We start from the raw sequence: 17,673 nt of genomic DNA, 5'->3' as shown, positions 1-17,673 counted from the left end.
GGCTAGGGACATGCGCGAACTACAGGCTGCCATCATCAAGGAAATGGGTGTCAAGCCCCGGATCGACCCCGCCGCGGAGGTCCGTGCCCGCATTGATTTCCTCAAGGAATACCTCACCGCCACGCACACCAGCGGGTTTGTGCTTGGCATCTCTGGCGGCCTGGACTCCACCCTGGCCGGGCGCTTGGCACAACTCGCCGCGGAGGAGCTCCGGGCTGCAGGAACCGACGCCAAGTTCGTCGCCGTTCGACTTCCCTACGGAACCCAGCTCGACGAGGACGACGCGCAGGCCGCCATGGAGTTCGTGGCCGCAGACGTGGAACGGACCTTCAACGTCAAGGCGGGTGTCGACGGACTCGAAGCCGCCTTCCACAAGGCCGTGGGCACACCGGTCTCGGATTTCAACAAGGGCAACATCAAGGCGCGCATGCGCATGATCGCCCAGTACACCTTGGCCGGCGAGGAAAACCTTTTGGTCCTGGGCACCGATCACGGCGCCGAATCGGTCACCGGATTCTTCACCAAGTTCGGAGACGGCGGGGCCGACCTCCTTCCGCTCTTCGGTCTGAACAAGCGCCAGAACCGCGAGCTGCTGCGGCATCTGGACTCCCCGAGGCAATTATGGGAAAAGGTCCCCACGGCCGATCTGCTCGACGGCCAGCCTCTACGCACCGACGAGGATGAGCTGGGCATCACCTACGAGAACATCGATGACTACTTGGAGGGACGGGAGATCCCGGAGGCCGCCGCAACCCTGATCGAGGGCAAGTTCCTGCGGACACGGCACAAGCGCACCACTCCCGTCACGATCTCCGACACGTGGTGGAAGTCCTGATCGGTTCCACTACCGCATAGGCTGGAACCCGTGGAAAGCAGCCTGAACGAACCATCCCCACGTCCCGACGCACCAGAGAGTCCGGTCGAGGAATTCCCTGAACCGACCGGCGAGCTGGTGCAGCCCATCATCTTGCTGGTGGATCGCGAGGAACCCTGCCCCGAGGACGAGGGCATCGCCGTCGCGGCGCTGGCCTCGGTCAGCGCCTTGCTGGCAGATCCGCGCCACCCGTATTGGCGGCCATGGGCGCAGGGAGCGTTTGCCAAGAGCGTCCGCCGGGCGGATGCCAAGATGTTCGCCAAGGTCGCCGAGGAATTCCCCGCCCACGCGCTCGCGCAGATTGGGTCCGCACGGGCCATGGGTTTTGCCCCGATGCAGGCCGACTCCCTGCCCAAGCGCCTGGCCAAACTGCAGGTCTCGGGAACCACCTTGCCTCCGGGCGCGCCCATGGTCCCGACGACGGTTCGCATTGGGTTGAACGATTCATTGGGAATGAGCACCGGGAAGGCCGCCGCGCAGGCAGCGCACGCGTTGTTCGCCTGGGTACTGGAGGGAAAGCCCGAGGAGCTCGATGCCTGGCGTGCGGCCGGCTGCCCGCTTTCCATCGAACGCCTTGACTCCAGGGCGTTCAGGAAGAACGCCCGCACTGCCCACGGCCCGGTGATCCACGATGCCGGGCGCACCGAAATCACCCCCGGTTCCGCGACCGCATTCGTCAGTGTCGGCTGACAAACGCCGAGACGCCGGTGACGGCCCGGCCGACGATCAATGAGTTTATTTCGTAGGTGCCTTCATACGTGTAGAGGATTTCAACGTCCCCAAATAGCTTGGCCATCTCGTAGTCGCTGGTGACGCCGTTGCCTCCCAAAAGGGCACGTCCCTTGGCCGCGGACTCGCGTGCCAGGCGGGTGGTGGTCGCCTTGGCCATGGCGGCCTGGACCATTTCGAGATCCCCGGTCCCCTGGATCCTGGCCACGTCCGACATGAGTGAGAGGCTTGCCATGGCGTTGCCCAGAATCTCGGCCAGCGGCAACTGCACCAACTGGAAGCCTGCGATGGGCGCACCGAATTGCGTGCGTGCCAAGGCGTAGTCCCTGGCGATGTCGAAGATCCCCAGTTGGACGCCCGCCGCCTGCCATCCCACCCAGGCACGGGAGTGCTTGAGCAGTTCGTTGGCCGCCGCGAAGTTCTTGGCCCCGGGCAGCCTGTTGGTTTCCGGAACACGTACAGCGTCCAAACGGATGTCCGCGTTTTGCATGATGCGCAAACCGACCTTGTTGGAGATCTTGGTGGCGCTGAAGCCCGGACAATCGGACTCGACGATGAAGGCCTTGACCGTATTGTCTTCGGTGTCGCGTGCCCAAACCAGGGAAAAGTCGGCCATCGTGGCCGCGCCGATCCAGCGCTTGGCCCCGTTGATGACCCATTCATTCCCGTCGCGAGTCGCCGTGGTGGCGAGCCCTCCGGCGATGTCGGAGCCATGCTCGGGCTCGGTCAGGGCAAAGGCACCCAGTGCAGTGAATTGGGATAGTCCAGGCAGCCACTTCTTTTGCTGTTCCGCCGATCCGAGTTCCCGGATCATGCCGACGATAAGTTCGTTGTGGATGCCAACGAGGGCCGAGAGTGAGACATCGGCGCGTGCCGCCTCGACATAGACCAGGCCCTTGAACAATTCGCTGCTGCCATCCAGCTGGATTCCTCCGAGGCCGTGGGCTGCCATCTCGGGCAGGAGGTGGTGCGGAAACTCCTCGCGGTTCCAGTACTCGAGGGATTCCGGGCGCACCCGGTCCTGCAGGAAAGTGCGGATATCCCGCAAGCGTCGACGTTCGGACGGCTCCAGCAGCTGCCAGATGTGCATGAGGTCCACGTCCGGAAACGGGAGTGAAGTGAAGCTTCGTTCGGTGTCGGCAACGGCGATTGTTGCCTGGTTCTCACTCAATGGCATGAGAGGGGTAACTCCTTGTCCGGTGAAATGTTTGGCTCGATGTTTGCGAGCTCTTCCAAACCCTTGGATATCCAAGTATATTTGCCAGTGACTCAAATCACTAGGGCTTCCTACTAATTGGGTGTCCGGGCGAAAGGACGGCAATGACAGTTACCGAAGAATTCCGTGCAGCACGCGACCGACTCCTGGAACTGCGGACCGATTACGACGGCGCCCGCAAGGAATTTCGCTGGCCCGAGTTCACGGAGTTCAATTTCGGCCTCGACTGGTTCGACCAGGTTGCCAAGGATCCACTGCGCGCCGACACCAATGCACTGGTCATCGTCGAAAAGGACGGAACGTCCACGCGCCGCACCTGGGCCGAACTATCTGCCCGCTCCGGACAGGTCGCCAATTGGATGCGCTCGATCGGCATGAAGCGCGGCGAAAAGATGATCGTCATGCTTGGCAACCGCGTGGAACTCTGGGAGATCATGCTGGCCGGCATCAAGCTGGGCATGGTCATGATCCCCACCACCACGCAGATGAACCACGTCGACCTGCAGGACCGGGTTGAGCGGGGCGGTGCGCGCTGGGCGCTGGCCGGGCACGGCGACACCGAAAAGTTCTGCCGGGTCGCCGGCGACTACACGGTGATCCACGTGGACGGCGACGCACCGGTGGGCGCGGTGGACTACACCGAGAGCACCGGGCATCCCACCGAATTCGTGCCCGAGGTGGCAACCAAGGCCGATGAAACCCTGCTGCTGTATTTCACCTCCGGCACCACTTCCAAGGCCAAGCTGGTGGAACACACCCATACCTCGTACCCGGCCGGGCACCTGAGCACGATGTTTTGGATCGGTCTGGAGCCCGGTGACGTACACCTGAATGTTGCATCCCCGGGTTGGGCCAAGCACGCGTGGAGCAACTTCTTCACCCCCTGGATTGCCGAGGCAACCGTCTTCCTCTACAACTACGAACGCTTCGACGCCAAGGCGCTCATGGCCCAGATGGATGCCGAATCCGTCACCAGCTTCTGCGCCCCGCCCACCGTGTGGCGCCTGCTGATCCAGGCCGACCTGACGGCACTGAAGAACCCTCCGGCCAAGCTGGTGTCTGCCGGCGAGCCGCTGAACTCGGAGGTCATCGACCAGGTCAGCCGCGCCTGGGGGCAAACGATTCGCGACGGCTTCGGACAGACCGAAACCACCGTGCAGATCGCCAATCCGCCGGGGATGCCCATCAAGATCGGTGCCATGGGCAGGCCCATGCCCGGCTACGACGTGGTCCTCATCGACCCAGCCACCGGAGCGGAGGGGCGCGAGGGGGAAATCTGCCTGCGGCTGGATCCACGCCCGCTGGGGCTGATGAAGTCGTACTACGGGGACGGGGAGAAGACCGCGGATGCCTTCCGTGACGGCGTCTACCACACCGGAGACATGGCCGAGATGGACGAGCAGGGGGTCATCACCTACGTGGGCCGCGGCGATGACGTGTTCAAGTCCAGCGACTACAAGCTCAGTCCCTTCGAGCTGGAGTCGGTGCTGATCCAGCATCCCGCCGTCGCCGAGGCCGCCGTCGTGCCCTCCCCCGATGCGCTCAGGCTCTCGGTCCCCAAGGCCTTCGTGGTCACCGCCGCGGGCCATGAGCCTTCGGCGGAGTTGGCCGAAAGCATCCTGGGCTACTGCCGGGAACATCTGGCTCCCTTCAAACGTATCCGTCGACTCGAATTTGCCGAGCTTCCCAAGACCATTTCCGGGAAGATCCGGCGCGTGGAACTGCGGAACAACGAAGCGGCACGCCACGACGCGGCCCCTGGGCTCCAGCCCCAGGGCATCGAGTACCGTGACGACGATTTCCCGTCCCTGAAATCCTGATGCACGGAGAGGCTTGGATAAGCTGGGGCACGAATTCTATCCGGAGGGAACATTGAGCCAGCCACTATCGCGCGACCCGATCCTGGAAGCGCAACGCAATTGGGAACGCCGGGGGTGGGAGGACGTTGCCGAGCCCATGGCTGCGATCACGGCCCTGATGAGGACGCAACAGATCCTGTTGCAACGCGCGGAAACGGTCCTCAAGCCATTCGGCCTCACCTTCGCCCGCTATGAGATGCTCGCTTTACTCAGCTTTGCCCGTGAGGGCTCGCTGGCCATGAATCGGGCAAGCGCCCTGTTACAGGTCCACGCCACCTCGGTGACCAACGCCGTGGACCGGCTGGAGAGTGCCGGCCTGGTGGCTCGCACCAAGCATCCGACCGACAAGCGCACCACCCTCATTGCCCTGACGCGGCAGGGCCGCGAACTGGCCGCGGCCGCCACCATCGAGCTTAATTCCCAGGTTTTTGCCGACTCCGGGTTTTCGGACCGCGACATCTCCACACTGATCCGGATCTTCAGCAAGTTCCGCCGCGAAGCCGGGGATTTCTCCGGGGACGAGCCGGCTTCCGAGTAGCGGAGGGAAACGGCCTGCCTGTTTTCGGCGGTCTAGACGCCGACCAATTCCGGGAGTCCGAGCACGCCGTCGCGCATTGAGGCGACGGCATCGGTGAGCGAGATGAATTCGGTATCGTGCGTGACCATCACGGTGGCCACGGAGAACTCCTTGGTCACATGGGCCAACAGCCGCACAATGGACTCGCTGCGCGTGTTGTCCAGTGCCGCGGTGGGCTCGTCGACCAGCAACACCTTTGGCTCTCCCATCAGGGCGCGGGCGATGTTCACGCGCTGGCGCTGACCGCCGGAAAGCTGGTGCGGGCGCTTCTTGGCGCTGTCGGCCAAACCAACGATTTCCAGCAGTTCCAGGGCCCGGGCCTTCGCGGGCTTCAGCGGCTTGCCGCGCAAGTGGTCGGAAATCATGAGTTGCTCGACTGCCGTCAGCGAGGCCAACAGGTTGGGCTGCTGGAAGATGATGCCGACCTTCTCGCGACGCAAAGTGGTCATCTGGGCATCGTTCAGGTCGCTGGCGGTTGTCCCGTCGATGATGACCAGCCCGCTGGCGGGGCGGATCAATGTTGCCGCGGCCGCCAGCAGGGAGGACTTGCCCGACCCCGAGGGACCGATGAGCGAGAGCATCTGGCCGGCACCGACGCCGAGGTTGACGGCGTCCAGGGCCTTGACGGTGCCCTGCCCGTCCGGGTATTCCAGGGTCAGGTCGATCAATTGCAGGGGCATGTTGGCGGTTGCGGTTATGCCGGTGGCGGCGGTGTTCATTCAAATCCTTTGCGGGGAAGGTGGGGGCAGACGTTGGGAAAGACGCGCGGACGTCATCGTGGCCTGTGGGGCTAGTTGCCGCCCAGGGCGATGAGCGGATCGACCTTGGTGACGCGGGAGACGGCGAGCGCTGCCCCGGCCAGGCCGAGCACAAATACGCCGAGGATGGGTAGCACCGTGGTGGCGGGGCCGAGCAGGAAGGGCGCGGCGCTGGCGGCGAGGGAGCCGCCGAGGATGCCGATGCCGCCGCCGATCCCGGCACCGAGCAGCAGTACGATGCTCGCCTGGGTGATGGCGTCCCGAAGCACATACCCACCGGAGCCGCCCAGGGCCTTGAGCACGGCAATGTCGCGGGTGCGTTGCACGGTCCAGACCGTGAGGAAGGCCAGGATCACCAGGGCGGAGATCCCGTAGAGGAAGCCCTGCATCATCAGCAGCGAGCCGTTTTCGCTCTTGTAGGAGCCCAGCGCGGCGTAGGAGCCGGTGCGGGTGGTGCTGACGGTGCCTGCGGCGGCGTTGGCCGCCTCGCTATCAACCGTTGCCCCGTCCCGGTTGGTGACGGCGATGACGGTTCCGGCCTGGGTGGCGTCGCCCAGGTGGGCGAGGCCGGCCCAGGAATCGAGGTCCGTGTAGGCGACAGAGGTGTGCGAGTACCAGTTGTCCGCGGCAATCCCGCCGACGACCAGGTCGAACCCGGCCATGGAGACGGTGTCCCCGGCCTGAAGCGCCAGGTCCTCGGCCACCGATTCGCCGATGACGACCTCTCCCTCGGCAACCGGCAACGGGGCCAGCGAGCTGCCTTCCGGGATGCCGAAGACCGCGACGTTGGTGGTTCCGGTGCTGGTTTCCGACCCCGCGGCCGAGCCCTGGAAGCGGGTCTGGGTGATGCCGATGGCTTCTGCCGATGCAACACCCGGGCGGCTGCCCCAGACGTCAACCTGTTCCGCGGTGACCTGGCTTTCGGTGAACGAGGCCTTGGGTTCGTTGCCGCTGGCGGCGCCAAAGGCAAGGGTGTCCACCGGGGTGGTCCCGGAGCCGAGGTTTTTCAGGGCAGAGGTTGACTGGTCTCCCAGACCGGCGGTCAGACCGGAGAGCATGACCAGCAGCAAGGTAATGAGCGCAACCACCGAGCCCATGAGGGCGAAGCGGCCCTTGGCGAAGCGGATGTCGCGGATTGCAAGAAACACGGTAGGAGGTTCTCTCTCAGTGGATGGTGCGGGGGGCCTTGCGACCGGCAATTTCCCCCTTCTTATCTCCCATCCTCCGTCTGCAGCCTCCCTTGCACATCGACCATATGGTCGATTGGTGCAGGCTGTCCCATTATTCGGGCATATCCCCATTGACCCACGATATGTACCGGCGCAGCGTCCGTTTGACAGCGGTGTGGGCGTCCTGTTCCAATACGCCGAAGGCGCTGTACATCCGAGTGAACGCCAGTGGCATCACGATGCCAAGGATGCGTTCAACGGCACTGGCGGGCAGCGGGATGTTGTTGACGTAGCTGCGCATGGCGTTTGCCGATGTCCTGTCACCCCCCACGGCAATGGTGTCCCCGCTGACCAGCACCCCGGCACCATTCTGCCCGGCCGGCCAGTGCACGACGCTGCTTCCGGCGAAGTGGCCGCCACATTGGTACATCCAGAGGCCGGGGAGCATCTCGACTTTTCCTTCCCAAAGCCTGATGACCGGATCCGGGCGCCGGATCCACTGCTCATCTGCCGCGGCAACGTACACAGGGACATGTCCGAAGCGATGGCTGTACTGGATCGAGGATCCGGTCAGGTGCGGATGGCTGGAGGCAATGGCCGCCACTCCGCCGAGCTCGTCAATACGAAGTGCACCGGCCACATCGATGAATCCGGGCGGCTCAAAAAGCAGGTTGCCGTCGGGAGTGCGGATCAGCAGCCCGCGATGCCCGATGCCCAGTCGCGGTGTCGTGGTGACGGAGTAGAGGTCGGGTTCCAGTTCCTCGACCAGTATTTTGTACCCCTTGGATTCGAGCTCATCACGGGTGGTCCAGGCTTGGCCCGTCGCGGGCACGTATTGGCGTTCGTCCTCGCAGATCGCGCAGCTCTTGGGCGGGCCGGCGCCATCGCCGTGTTCAATGGCGCAGGTTAAGCAACTGAAGATGGTCATCAGGGCCCCTTTCCCCTCGGTTTGCAGGTCGTGGTCACATCCCACGAACCTCAAGGTGCGTTGAGGTCAAGTCCCCCGGGTGCGGGCGCGTCATAGACGCTCCCGCACCCGGGCGACCTTCCCGCGCTTCGGCTTGCCGGCCTGCCTAGCCTCCCGATTTGTCCCGGATCTCGGTGATGATGCCGGAAAAGTCGCGGCCGGCCCCGCCCTCATCGGCGAACTTGCGGTAGATCTGTGCGGCCATTGGGCCCAGTTGCGCGGCAACCCCCGCAGTCTCCACGGCGTTCAACGCCAGGCCAAGGTCCTTGGCCATCAGTGCACCGGCAAAACCGGGGACATAGTCGCGATTGGCAGGGGAAGCCGGCACCGGTCCGGGGACCGGGCAGTTGGTGGTCACCGACCAGCATTGTCCCGAGGCCGTGGAGATCACGTCGAACAGCGCCTGGTGGGTCAGGCCCAGCTTCTCGCCGAGCACGAACGCCTCGGCGGCGCCGATCATGGAGATGCCCAGGAGCATGTTGTTGCAGATCTTCGCGGCTTGTCCGGCGCCGTGTCCGCCGCAGTGCACCAGCTTCTTGCCCATGACCTCCAGCAGCGGGGTGATGTGCGCGAGATCGCCCTCCTCGGCGCCGATCATGAACGTCAGGGTCCCGGCTTCGGCTCCGACCACGCCACCGGAAACCGGGGCGTCTGCCGACCGGTGCCCGGCGGCCAGCGCCAGCTGCGCCGCCTCGCGGGCCTGGGCCACGTCGATGGTGGAACAGTCGAGGAACAGGGTATTCGGCGGGGCGCTTTCCAGCAACCCGGGTTCGCCCACGCCCCGGTAGGCATCGAGCAGGATGTCCCCGGAGGGGAACATCGTCAGCACGATGCGTGCGCCGGTGGCGGCCTCGATGGCCGAGGCAGCACATGGCACGCCCGCCCCGACGGCGGCGTCAACGGCCGCGGGGACGACGTCGAAGCCCACCACGTCGAAACCCGCCTTGATGAGGTTCACGGCCATGGGCTCGCCCATGTGCCCGAGCCCCAGGAATGCTATCCGGCCCGCGGAGGCGGGCGATTGTTCAGACATGTTCTTCCTCCAGCGTTATTCGACCGCGTCGCTCAGGGCGCGTGGGTTGAGTTTGAGTTCGCGCTCCCCGAGCGAGGCGAAGCAGGCATCAAGGTCTTCCTGCCGCACTTGGGCCAGGGTGGGGGGATTCCACGCCGGGGCGTAGTCCTTGTCGATGACCTGGGCACGAATGCCCTCGGGGAAGTCCCTGGACTCGAGGCAACGCAACCCGACCCGGTATTCCTGCTCCAGCGTCTCTTCGAGGGATCCCAGGTCCCTGGCGCGGCGCAGCGAGGCCAGGGTGAGCTTGAGCGCGGTCGGCGATTTCTTCGCCAGCGTCGCCACGGCGTACTGGGCCTCAGCGTTTCCGTCGTCTGCCAGTTCCTGGAGCGCGGAGACGATTTCCTCGACATCCTGCCGCGCATAGACGTCATCGAGCCAAGGCCGCCAGGCCTCCAGGTTCGAGGCCGGGACGGGCAGGAGGTATGCCGGCAGCACTTCGTCAACCGGCCTGCGCTCAAGTTCCGCGAAGAGCTCCTCGGCGCGGGCGAAGTCGATGAGGTGGTCCGCCAGTCCAAGGTAGAGCACCTCGGCCGCGCCCAGGTGCTCGCCGGTGAGCGCGGCATGGGTGCCGGTTTCCCCGGGGGCACGGGAAAGCAGGTACGTGCCGCCGACATCCGGGACAAAGCCGATGGTGGTTTCGGGCATCCCGCTGCGGGTTCGGCTGGTGACCAGGCGGTGGCTTCCGTGGGCGGAAATCCCGACTCCCCCGCCCAGGACCAGACCGTCCATGTAGGCGATGTAGGGCTTGGGATAGGCATTGATCAGGGAATTCAGCCGGTATTCGGTCGCCCAGAAGGCTTCGGTTTCCCTGCCGCCTGCCGCGATGTCGCGGTGGATCGCCACGATGTCGCCGCCGGCGCACAGCCCGCGATCGCCTGCCCCTCGCACCAGCACCTGGCTCACCGCCGGGTCGCTGGCCCACTCGCCGAGGGTCTGGAGCATGGTCGCGGCCATGCCAGCAGTCAGGGCATTGACGGCGCGCGGTCGGTTCAGCGTGATCACGCCGAGGGATCCGCGCACTTCGGAAAGGATCTGCGGCTCGTCCACGTCGCTTAGCTACCTTCCGGCATGACGAAGCTCGCGCCCTCGCGGATGCCCGAGGGCCAGCGCGTGGTCACGGTTTTGGTCTTGGTGTAGAAGCGGAAGGCGTCGGCCCCGTGCTGGTTCAGGTCCCCGAAGCCGGAGGCCTTCCACCCGCCGAAGGTGTAGTAGGCGATCGGGACCGGGATGGGAACATTGACCCCGACCATGCCGACCTGGACGCGCGAGGTGAAGTTCCGGGCGGTGTCGCCGTCGCGCGTGTAGATGGAGACGCCGTTGCCGAATTCGTGCTCCGAGGGCAGGCGCAGGGCCTCCTCGTAGTCCTTGGCCCGCACCACGCAGAGCACGGGTCCAAAGATTTCCTCCTTGTAGATGCGCATGTTTTCGGTGACGTTGTCGAAGAGGGTGGGGCCGACCCAGAATCCGTCTTCGTGGCCCGAAACGCTCAATCCGCGGCCGTCGACCAGCAGCGAGGCGCCCTCGTCCACGCCGACCTGGATGTAGTTCTCGATGCGTTCCTTGGCGCTTTGGGCCACAACGGGTCCGAAGTCGGATTCCTTGTCCATGCCGTCGCCGACCTTGAGCCCGGCCACGCGTTCCTTCAGCTTGGACACCAGGGCGTCGGCGGTGGCCTCGCCGACGGGGATGGCAACAGAGATGGCCATGCAGCGTTCGCCTGCCGATCCGTATCCGGCGCCCATGAGGGCATCGGCCACCATTTCCAGGTCCGCATCGGGCATGATGACCATGTGGTTCTTGGCCCCGCCGAAGCACTGGGCGCGTTTGCCGTTGGCTGCTGCGGTGGCGTAGATGCTTTGGGCGATCGGGGTCGAGCCCACGAAGCCGATGGCCTTCACCCGCGGGTCCTCAAGCAAGGCGTCGACGGCTTCCTTGTCACCGTTCACGACGTTGAAGACACCGTCCGGGAGCCCGGCCTCGGTGAAGAGCTCGGCGAGCCGCAGCGGGACGGAGGGGTCGCGCTCGGAGGGCTTGAGGATGTAGGAGTTGCCCGCGGCGAGGGCCGGTCCGGCCTTCCACAGCGGGATCATAGCGGGGAAGTTGAACGGGGTGATGCCTGCGACAACGCCCAGCGGCTGGCGCAGGGAGTGCACGTCGATGTCGGTTCCGGCACTGTCGGAGAATTCGCCCTTGAGCAGGTGCGGGGCGGCGGCGCAGAACTCGATGACTTCCAGGCCCCGCTGGATGTCACCCTTTGAATCGGGGAACGTCTTGCCGTGCTCGCTGGTCAGCAGCGCCGCCAGCTCATCCATGTTCGCGTAGACGAGCTCGACGAACTTGCTAAGGATGCGGGCCCGGCGCTGCGGGTTGGTCTGGCCCCATTCGACCTGTGCGGCCTCGGCGACGGTGATGGCGTCTCGGACTTCGCCGGGCGAAGCCAGTGGGAGCCTGGATTGCACGGCTCCGGTGGAGGGGTTGTACACATCGGAGAAGCGACCGGAGGTTCCTTTGGCGTGGGCGCCGCCCACGTAGTGGGTCAGTTCACGGGTCATGTGATTGATGCTCCTATGCAAGATTCGCCTGAACGCGGCAGCGGCCTGTGATGCGCACCACGCCTGTTACCCAAAAATATACTCGGACTTCCTACTAAATTGCTAGGTCTTGGCCACCCCCGCCCGCACCCCATGGCCGCACACCGCCCGTGCGCCGGGGCACGGACGGTGTTCATCGGGGCGGCAACCCGCTGTCGCGCAGAACTGACCGCCGTGATGAGAGTTGATAGGTTGGGTATGTGAAGATTGCTACCTGGAACGTGAACTCCCTTCGTGCCCGTGCCGACCGCGTCGAGGACTGGCTGCGCCGCTCCGACGTCGATGTCCTGGCGATCCAGGAAACCAAGTGCAAGGACGAGAATTTCCCTTGGGAGTTGTTTGAAAACAACGACTACGAGGTCGCCCACTTCGGCCTCAGCCAGTGGAACGGCGTGGCCATCGCCTCCCGAGTGGGCCTTGACGACGTCGAGCGGACCTTCGCAGACCAGCCGGCCTTCGGCAAGGGCGGCAAGGACCCGGTGCAGGAAGCGCGCGCGATTGCCGCAACCTGCGGCGGCGTGCGCATCTGGAGCCTGTATGTGCCCAACGGCCGCGCCCTGCAGGACGAGCACATGCCCTACAAGCTCGATTGGCTCGCAAACCTCAACGCCCAGGCCGCCGGCTGGCTGGCCGAAAACCCCGAGGCGCAGGTTGCCCTGATGGGCGACTGGAACATCGCCCCGCGCGACGAGGACGTCTGGGACATCGACTTCTTCATCGCCAATGAACTCACCCACGTCTCGGCCCCGGAACGCGCGGCCTTCGACGCCTTCCTGCAGACCGGTTTCGTCGACGTGGTCCGCCCGCATACCGACACCCCCAAGACCTACACCTACTGGGACTATACCCAGTTGCGGTTCCCCAAGAACGAGGGCATGCGGATTGACTTCACGCTGGCCTCCCCCGCGCTGGCCTCCCGCGTGATTGGTGCCGAGATCGACCGCAACGAACGCAAGGGCAAGGGCGCCTCCGACCACGTCCCGGTGATTGTGGAGCTGGACTAGGCCATGGTGCAGGTCAACGGAACCAACCGACGGGCCCTCCCGCCGACCTCGTACCTGCGCATTTTCGAACCACTTCGGGCCTTTTCGGATGCCGATCAGCGGCTGGCCGTGGCCAGCGGCCGAATCAACCGCGAAACCATGGAGGACGCCAGCGCATGCGCGGCATTGCAGCGCCTGACCCGCCCGGCTTCCGACCCGTTCCCGCACCGGCACACCGAGACCTTCCGCAAACTGGTCACCACCACCTGGGACGGCACCGTCAACACCCTGTATTGCCCCGACCAGTTGGCCACCCGCACCATCCTGGCCTCGGAACAGCTCGACGGCTCCATGCGCCCCCAGCTCCTGGAGCTGCTGGTTCCCGATGCCGCCCGGGCGGCCAATGCGCTGCGCGTGGACCGGCAACGCTTCACCGACGACCTGGCACACCTGCACACCCGCACTGCGACTTGGGGCATCCCCTTTGGCTGGCTGATCCTGGTGCACGAGGACGACGAGGTGGATGTCATTGAGGACGGGGAGGAACTGCTCGCCAGCCGCATCTACACCCCGCTGCCGCAGGCATTGGACCGGGTCCGCTATGCCGCGGCAACCCTGGCCATCCATGCCCCGGAAATGGACCTTCTGGACGAGCTTGCGGCGCTGAGCGAATGGCTGCAGCTCTTTGACAAGGAGTCGGTGGTCGAGCTCGACTACGGACGCATTGCAGCGCTCGTCTGGCCCGACGATTCGCCCCACGACCTGCGCCTGGGCATCGAGTCGCTGGCCGAATCCGACATGACCGGCGCCGCTGCTTCCTATCGCCGACTCTCGAACCGGTGGCTGGCCGTCCGCCAGCTCGCGCGGGCCAACTAGCCTGCAACCCCAACCAGGGGCACCGTGCGGCCTTGATAGTCTCGGACAGTGTTCCTTGTCCCAGCGTTGCTGCTTATTTTCCTGTACTTCCACCTGCGCCACCGCGACCGCCGGATGCTGCGCAACGGTGTGGTGTTGGTGGCTGCCTGCTACCTGGCATTGATCGAAATTGGCAATCTGCTTTCCCGCTGGGTCCCTGGCATGTCCTACGTGTTCCTGGGGATCTTGGCCCTGGCTCCGCTGTCGGTCCTGGCACTGGCAGCGACCCTGATTCGGAACGGGGTGATAATACTCAAGTCCGAGGGCCGGCGGCTGGGCAACCTGCTGTTCCTTGTGGCAGGGCTGCTGCTCATCGCCTTGCCTCCCCTGGCCCTGTTGCTGGTGCTCACGCTAAAGCCGATGGCGATCGGGCTGGCTGCCCTGCTCTTCTTCCTTTGCAGCTACTTCGGCGTGGTCTTCGTGGTCTTTCGTGCCTACGCAGTCGCCTACGGGCGCAGGACCTTTACCGGGATCCCGCAGGGAATCGTGGTGCTGGGCTCGCGGCTGGAGGACGGTGGTGTCCCGCCACTGCTGCGCAACCGGCTGGACAAGGCACTGCAAATCTACCGGTGCACCACACCTCGCCCGCTGCTGATCCCCTCCGGCGGACAGAGCCCTGACGGGGTCCTGGCCGAGGGCACGGCGATGACGGACTACCTGGTTGGCGCCGGGGTGGCTCGCGAGCATGTGGTGGTGGAGGACAATGCCGTGAACACGGAGGAAAACCTCACGTTTTCCGCGCATCTCTTCCGGGAATCGGGGGGCTGCGGACCGCTGCTAGTGGTCACCAACAATTACCACGCACTGAGGGCCGCACTGCTGGCACGTCGGCTGGGGGTCGATGCCGAGGTGGTTGGCTCGCCGACCGCCAAGCACTATCTGCCCGGTGCCTTCCTGCGCGAGTATGTGGCGGTACTGGTGGAACACAGATGGTTGCACGCGCTGTTGTGCCTCCCCTTCATGGCATTCACTGCGCTGCTGGTCATGGCCGTCATGAAAAGCCAGGGCTAACCGAGAGCGGCTACAGGACGCGTTCAACCCGGGCGAACCGGGAGCGGGTGCCCACAGCCAGGTAAACCACCACGGGCCCGCTTACACCCATGGACTGCTGGACCAGCTTCGCGGCGCGGGCAACTTCCCGGCCCAGCGGGCCCGGAGCCGTGCCCTTGCGGGGCTGGATCTTGATCCGCAGCCCGGCCTCCGGCTCCAGAACCCAGACACTGACGCCGATCGAAATGATGTCGTGGCGCCGCCCCAGGACGTGCCGAAGCGCCTGCTCGACAGCGTTTTGGGATATCTCCACCCTGCCGGGCAGCGGTTCGTCGTCAAAATAGGCCGAAACATAGTCGCCTCCCCTGCCGCTGCCCTGCACCGCGATCCACCACAGCGTTAAGAGGATGAAGCAGATCAGCAACGCCGAGATGAGGATCCACATCCAGGATTCCCGCTGTCCCGGCAGGGTGGTGGCCGCCAGCACCTCGTTGGTTCGCGCACCCAGCTGGCCGGCGACCTGTCGCCACCCATCGGCATAGCCGGGTGAAAGGGCAGCCAGCACCATGTGCGCGCCGCACACCAGCAACGCCAGACCCAGGACGGCCAGCAGGATCCGGTTGAGCAGACGTGGCGTGCGGTTCATTGGCCGATCACCCCGCGCTCGGCAACCCTGACAAAGACCTTCGGCAATGGAGTCACCAGGTTAGTTCGCAGCTCGTCCTCCAGTCCGGCAACGACACGTGCGGAGTCGACGGGTATTCCCGAGGTTGGGCTGAGCTGCACCTCGACTCGGTCCCGGTGCACCGTGACCAGCGCCTGTCCACGGCCAACGCCGGCTTCCGCGCGGGCGCGTCGGGCCAGCCCCGCGGCCAGCACCTGGTCATCGACAATGAGGACCCCGTCCTCGCAGGCCAGTGCGTGGCGGGCACGTCGCCCGCGGCGCAGCCCGTGCGCCAGCAGCACGAGGCCAAAGACCATGACGCACAGGCCAACGGCCACCTGCCCTGCGATTTCACTTCCACCGGGTAGCGCCGACGCCCGGCTCCACCAGGTATCCGGGGCGGCAAGCAAGGGTTCCTGCCCCAGGGCCTTGAGCGCCGTTTCCAGCAGGACGTATATGCATGTCAGCAAGATCAGCAACGCGACGGTGACGGCCGCCGGCGAACGGCCGCTGGTGAGCTCGCGCTCCCTGATGTCCGTGTGCTCCTGTCCCATCAGTGCCTCCGTTCCGCGGCGGAACCCACGATCCCGGTGACCCGTACGTCCACCCGGCTGACCAGGGAGCCGGTCAGCCCGCTGAATTGTTCGCCAATCTCCGCGCGTCGGTCGCGAACCCTGTCCAGGACGGTGGATCCGGCAGTGCCTGAGGTGCCCGACAGCGGCAAGGGCAGGTGGACCGTCAGCGCGAGGTAGCCCGCGTCATCACGGAGAAACGCCCGCACCAGGCCGGCCTCGACGCCAAAGACGTTGGCAGCCACAGCGCGTGCAGTGGCGGTGAGTGCCTGCGCATTGACCCGGGTGTGACCCGCGCGGGGAACTGACCCCGCATCCTGAACCGGCGAAACGGCACTCTGGCTCATGACGAAGATCGTCGTCCGGTCAGGGCATCAAGGATCGCGCGCATGTCGACGCGCCCGCGCACGGTCCTGGACGCCAGCGCACCGACCGCCATGAACAGCGCCATCAGAAGGAAACCCCCCAAGCCGTGTTCCAGTGCAGCCCAGGCCAGGATGGCCCCCAGAAGTGCGCCAATGAGTGTTGCATTCATGCCGGTCCTTCCCCTGCAGAGTTGCGTCGCTTTTCGGAGACGGGTTCGGAGGCGAAAATATGCACGTCTCCGATTTCAATATTGACCTCGATAACCTCGAAGTCCGTGAGGTCCTGGACGGCTCTGAATACCGCCTCGCGCACCGCCGTCGCGAGATCGTGAAGGCGATAGCCGAATGTGGCGGTGAGGACCAGGTCTATGGCAACCTGCCGCGATCCGACTTCCACGCTGACGCCATGTGCTGGTTCCGTGGCGGAACCCACGGCGCCGCGCAGGGCGCCGAACGCCCGCGAGGTTCCCAATCCCAGCGAATGCACTCCCGGAATGTCTCGGGCGGCGGCGGCGGCAACCTTCGCCACGGCAAGATCGGTGATCCTCGTGGTTCCGCTGGCTTCGGTTTCGGGCAAGCTATGCACCGAAAGTTCATGATCCATGGGTCCGGTCCTCTCTGCGCTCGCCTCATCATGCTCGGCGTACGCCACCAGCCTACAACCGAATGTGATGGACATCGCAAGAATCGGCAGGTGGGCAAGGGTTCCGGGAACTATTCCGATGCCTTTCGCCAAGAATCGGAAGACCTTGGCAGGCCCAGGGCCGACCCAATTTCTTGCCCCTATTTGGCCCACACAAGTCGGGCTTCAACATTCGCGTGGACAAAGCAAAAACCCCCCTTGTTTCCAAGGGGGGTTTTTGATGGTGGCTCCGACCGGCGTCGATCCGGTGACCTTTCGATTTTCAGTCGAACGCTCTACCAACTGAGCTACAGAGCCTGGCATCATCAGGCTAGATGATCACCCGATCTTCCGGCGAACCGAAAAACCTAAGCGACCCTGACGGGACTTGAACCCGCGACCTCCGCCGTGACAGGGCGGCGCGCTAACCAACTGCGCTACAGGGCCTTATTCGCGAAGTCTCCCTCGCTCACAAGACAAGAACTCTACCAGAGCATTTCGCTCGAGCAAAATCCAGATTTCGTGCGTACCCCCAACGGGATTCGAACCCGTGCCGCTGCCGTGAAAGGGCAGTGTCCTAGGCCGCTAGACGATGGGGGCCAGGAACCTCTGCCGTGGATTACTCCGCCGCAGTGGACTCAAATAACTATAGAGGCAAACTTCCCTCCGTGCAAAACCGGACACGCGTGACAGTCGACACAACCCCGCTTGCGCCTCATCCCGCCCCTTCGAGTCGTCGAACGGCCG

19 protein-coding genes and 3 tRNA genes are annotated in these 17,673 nt (G+C 64.9%); 7 read left to right on the top strand and 15 right to left on the bottom strand.

Translation table 11 applies throughout. From position 1 onward, the window contains the following. Positions 1–10: 10 nt before the first annotated feature. Both nadE and ABD687_RS14825 read left to right on the top strand, forming a co-directional pair. A complete protein-coding gene (gene nadE / locus ABD687_RS14830) occupies positions 11–835 on the top strand; it encodes an ammonia-dependent NAD(+) synthetase (protein ID WP_264270543.1) in 825 nt (274 codons plus the stop codon). A gap of 30 nt (positions 836–865) precedes the next feature. Continuing rightward, positions 866–1,564 carry a peptidyl-tRNA hydrolase gene (locus ABD687_RS14825; RefSeq protein WP_264270542.1) on the top strand — a complete coding sequence of 233 codons (699 nt, stop codon included), beginning with the start codon at positions 866–868 and terminating at the stop codon, positions 1,562–1,564. Here ABD687_RS14825 and ABD687_RS14820 read toward each other — a convergent pair. Continuing rightward, positions 1,551–2,693, bottom strand: coding sequence for an acyl-CoA dehydrogenase family protein (locus ABD687_RS14820; RefSeq protein WP_264270586.1), 1,143 nt, complete (start codon positions 2,691–2,693; stop codon positions 1,551–1,553). The genes ABD687_RS14825 and ABD687_RS14820 overlap by 14 nt on opposite strands. Positions 2,694–2,923: 230 nt before the next feature. Here ABD687_RS14820 and ABD687_RS14815 point away from each other — a divergent pair, with 230 nt between their 5' ends. Together ABD687_RS14815 and ABD687_RS14810 are read left to right on the top strand one after the other, a co-directional pair. Next, positions 2,924–4,639, top strand: coding sequence for an AMP-binding protein (locus ABD687_RS14815; RefSeq protein WP_302263238.1), 1,716 nt, complete (start codon positions 2,924–2,926; stop codon positions 4,637–4,639). A gap of 52 nt (positions 4,640–4,691) precedes the next feature. Next, positions 4,692–5,216 (top strand): MarR family winged helix-turn-helix transcriptional regulator, encoded by a 525-nt coding sequence (locus ABD687_RS14810; RefSeq protein ID WP_264270540.1) that lies wholly within the window; start codon positions 4,692–4,694, stop codon positions 5,214–5,216. Positions 5,217–5,248: 32 nt separating this feature from the next. Here ABD687_RS14810 and ABD687_RS14805 read toward each other — a convergent pair whose 3' ends face one another. The 6 genes from ABD687_RS14805 to ABD687_RS14780 form a co-directional block, all read right to left on the bottom strand. Then, a complete protein-coding gene (locus tag ABD687_RS14805; RefSeq protein WP_264270539.1) occupies positions 5,249–5,974 on the bottom strand; it encodes an ABC transporter ATP-binding protein in 726 nt (241 codons plus the stop codon). 71 nt (positions 5,975–6,045) lie between these two features. Beyond that, entirely contained in the window at positions 6,046–7,161 is a 1,116-nt protein-coding gene (locus ABD687_RS14800; protein WP_310290058.1) for an ABC transporter permease, read from the bottom strand. A gap of 133 nt (positions 7,162–7,294) precedes the next feature. Then, positions 7,295–8,110 (bottom strand): MBL fold metallo-hydrolase, encoded by an 816-nt coding sequence (locus ABD687_RS14795; protein ID WP_264270537.1) that lies wholly within the window; start codon positions 8,108–8,110, stop codon positions 7,295–7,297. 145 nt (positions 8,111–8,255) lie between these two features. After that, positions 8,256–9,182, bottom strand: coding sequence for a 3-hydroxyisobutyrate dehydrogenase (gene mmsB / locus ABD687_RS14790; RefSeq protein WP_302263241.1), 927 nt, complete (start codon positions 9,180–9,182; stop codon positions 8,256–8,258). Positions 9,183–9,197: 15 nt separating this feature from the next. Beyond that, positions 9,198–10,271: an enoyl-CoA hydratase/isomerase family protein gene (locus tag ABD687_RS14785; RefSeq protein WP_264270535.1), complete on the bottom strand. Its 1,074-nt coding sequence runs from the start codon at positions 10,269–10,271 to the stop codon at positions 9,198–9,200. Between the two features lie 5 nt (positions 10,272–10,276). Then, complete coding sequence (locus ABD687_RS14780; RefSeq protein ID WP_264270534.1) at positions 10,277–11,776, bottom strand: CoA-acylating methylmalonate-semialdehyde dehydrogenase; 1,500 nt, start codon at positions 11,774–11,776, stop codon at positions 10,277–10,279. 239 nt (positions 11,777–12,015) lie between these two features. On the opposite strand from ABD687_RS14780, the gene ABD687_RS14775 reads away from it, so the two are divergent. The 3 genes from ABD687_RS14775 to ABD687_RS14765 are packed head-to-tail and all read left to right on the top strand — an operon-like array spanning position 12,016 to position 14,724. Continuing rightward, positions 12,016–12,819, top strand: a complete 804-nt coding sequence (locus ABD687_RS14775; protein ID WP_264270533.1) for an exodeoxyribonuclease III — start codon at positions 12,016–12,018, stop codon at positions 12,817–12,819. A gap of 3 nt (positions 12,820–12,822) precedes the next feature. Then, the gene (locus tag ABD687_RS14770; protein ID WP_264270532.1) at positions 12,823–13,674 is read left to right on the top strand and encodes a DUF8083 family protein; all 852 of its coding nucleotides are present in this window, start codon (positions 12,823–12,825) and stop codon (positions 13,672–13,674) included. A gap of 48 nt (positions 13,675–13,722) precedes the next feature. After that, positions 13,723–14,724 (top strand): YdcF family protein, encoded by a 1,002-nt coding sequence (locus ABD687_RS14765; RefSeq protein ID WP_310290065.1) that lies wholly within the window; start codon positions 13,723–13,725, stop codon positions 14,722–14,724. A 10-nt stretch (positions 14,725–14,734) separates the two neighbouring features. Here the strand turns inward: ABD687_RS14765 and ABD687_RS14760 are convergent, their stop codons facing one another. The 8 genes from ABD687_RS14760 to ABD687_RS14725 all read right to left on the bottom strand — a co-directional run bounded on the left by ABD687_RS14760 (position 14,735) and on the right by ABD687_RS14725 (position 17,526). Next, positions 14,735–15,349, bottom strand: coding sequence for an alkaline shock response membrane anchor protein AmaP (locus tag ABD687_RS14760; RefSeq protein WP_264270530.1), 615 nt, complete (start codon positions 15,347–15,349; stop codon positions 14,735–14,737). Then, positions 15,346–15,921 carry a hypothetical protein gene (locus ABD687_RS14755; protein WP_310290068.1) on the bottom strand — a complete coding sequence of 192 codons (576 nt, stop codon included), beginning with the start codon at positions 15,919–15,921 and terminating at the stop codon, positions 15,346–15,348. The genes ABD687_RS14760 and ABD687_RS14755 overlap by 4 nt, the downstream gene beginning before the upstream one ends. Beyond that, positions 15,921–16,286, bottom strand: coding sequence for a hypothetical protein (locus ABD687_RS14750; RefSeq protein ID WP_264270528.1), 366 nt, complete (start codon positions 16,284–16,286; stop codon positions 15,921–15,923). The genes ABD687_RS14755 and ABD687_RS14750 overlap by 1 nt, the downstream gene beginning before the upstream one ends. After that, complete coding sequence (locus ABD687_RS14745) at positions 16,283–16,474, bottom strand: hypothetical protein (protein ID WP_310290073.1); 192 nt, start codon at positions 16,472–16,474, stop codon at positions 16,283–16,285. The genes ABD687_RS14750 and ABD687_RS14745 overlap by 4 nt, the downstream gene beginning before the upstream one ends. Beyond that, positions 16,471–16,908 (bottom strand): Asp23/Gls24 family envelope stress response protein, encoded by a 438-nt coding sequence (locus ABD687_RS14740; RefSeq protein WP_310290075.1) that lies wholly within the window; start codon positions 16,906–16,908, stop codon positions 16,471–16,473. The genes ABD687_RS14745 and ABD687_RS14740 overlap by 4 nt, the downstream gene beginning before the upstream one ends. A 260-nt stretch (positions 16,909–17,168) precedes the next feature. Beyond that, positions 17,169–17,244, bottom strand: a tRNA-Phe gene (locus tag ABD687_RS14735). Positions 17,245–17,299: 55 nt separating this feature from the next. Then, positions 17,300–17,373 (bottom strand) — tRNA-Asp (locus ABD687_RS14730). Between the two features lie 80 nt (positions 17,374–17,453). Continuing rightward, positions 17,454–17,526: transfer RNA gene (locus ABD687_RS14725), tRNA-Glu, on the bottom strand. Positions 17,527–17,673: the final 147 nt, after the last annotated feature.

The sequence above is a fragment of the Paeniglutamicibacter sulfureus genome, assembly GCF_039535115.1.
In the GTDB taxonomy this organism is placed as follows: domain Bacteria; phylum Actinomycetota; class Actinomycetes; order Actinomycetales; family Micrococcaceae; genus Paeniglutamicibacter; species Paeniglutamicibacter sulfureus.
The sequence above is the reverse complement of the archived record's forward strand: the minus strand, read 5'-3'. Positions and strand labels throughout refer to the sequence as shown.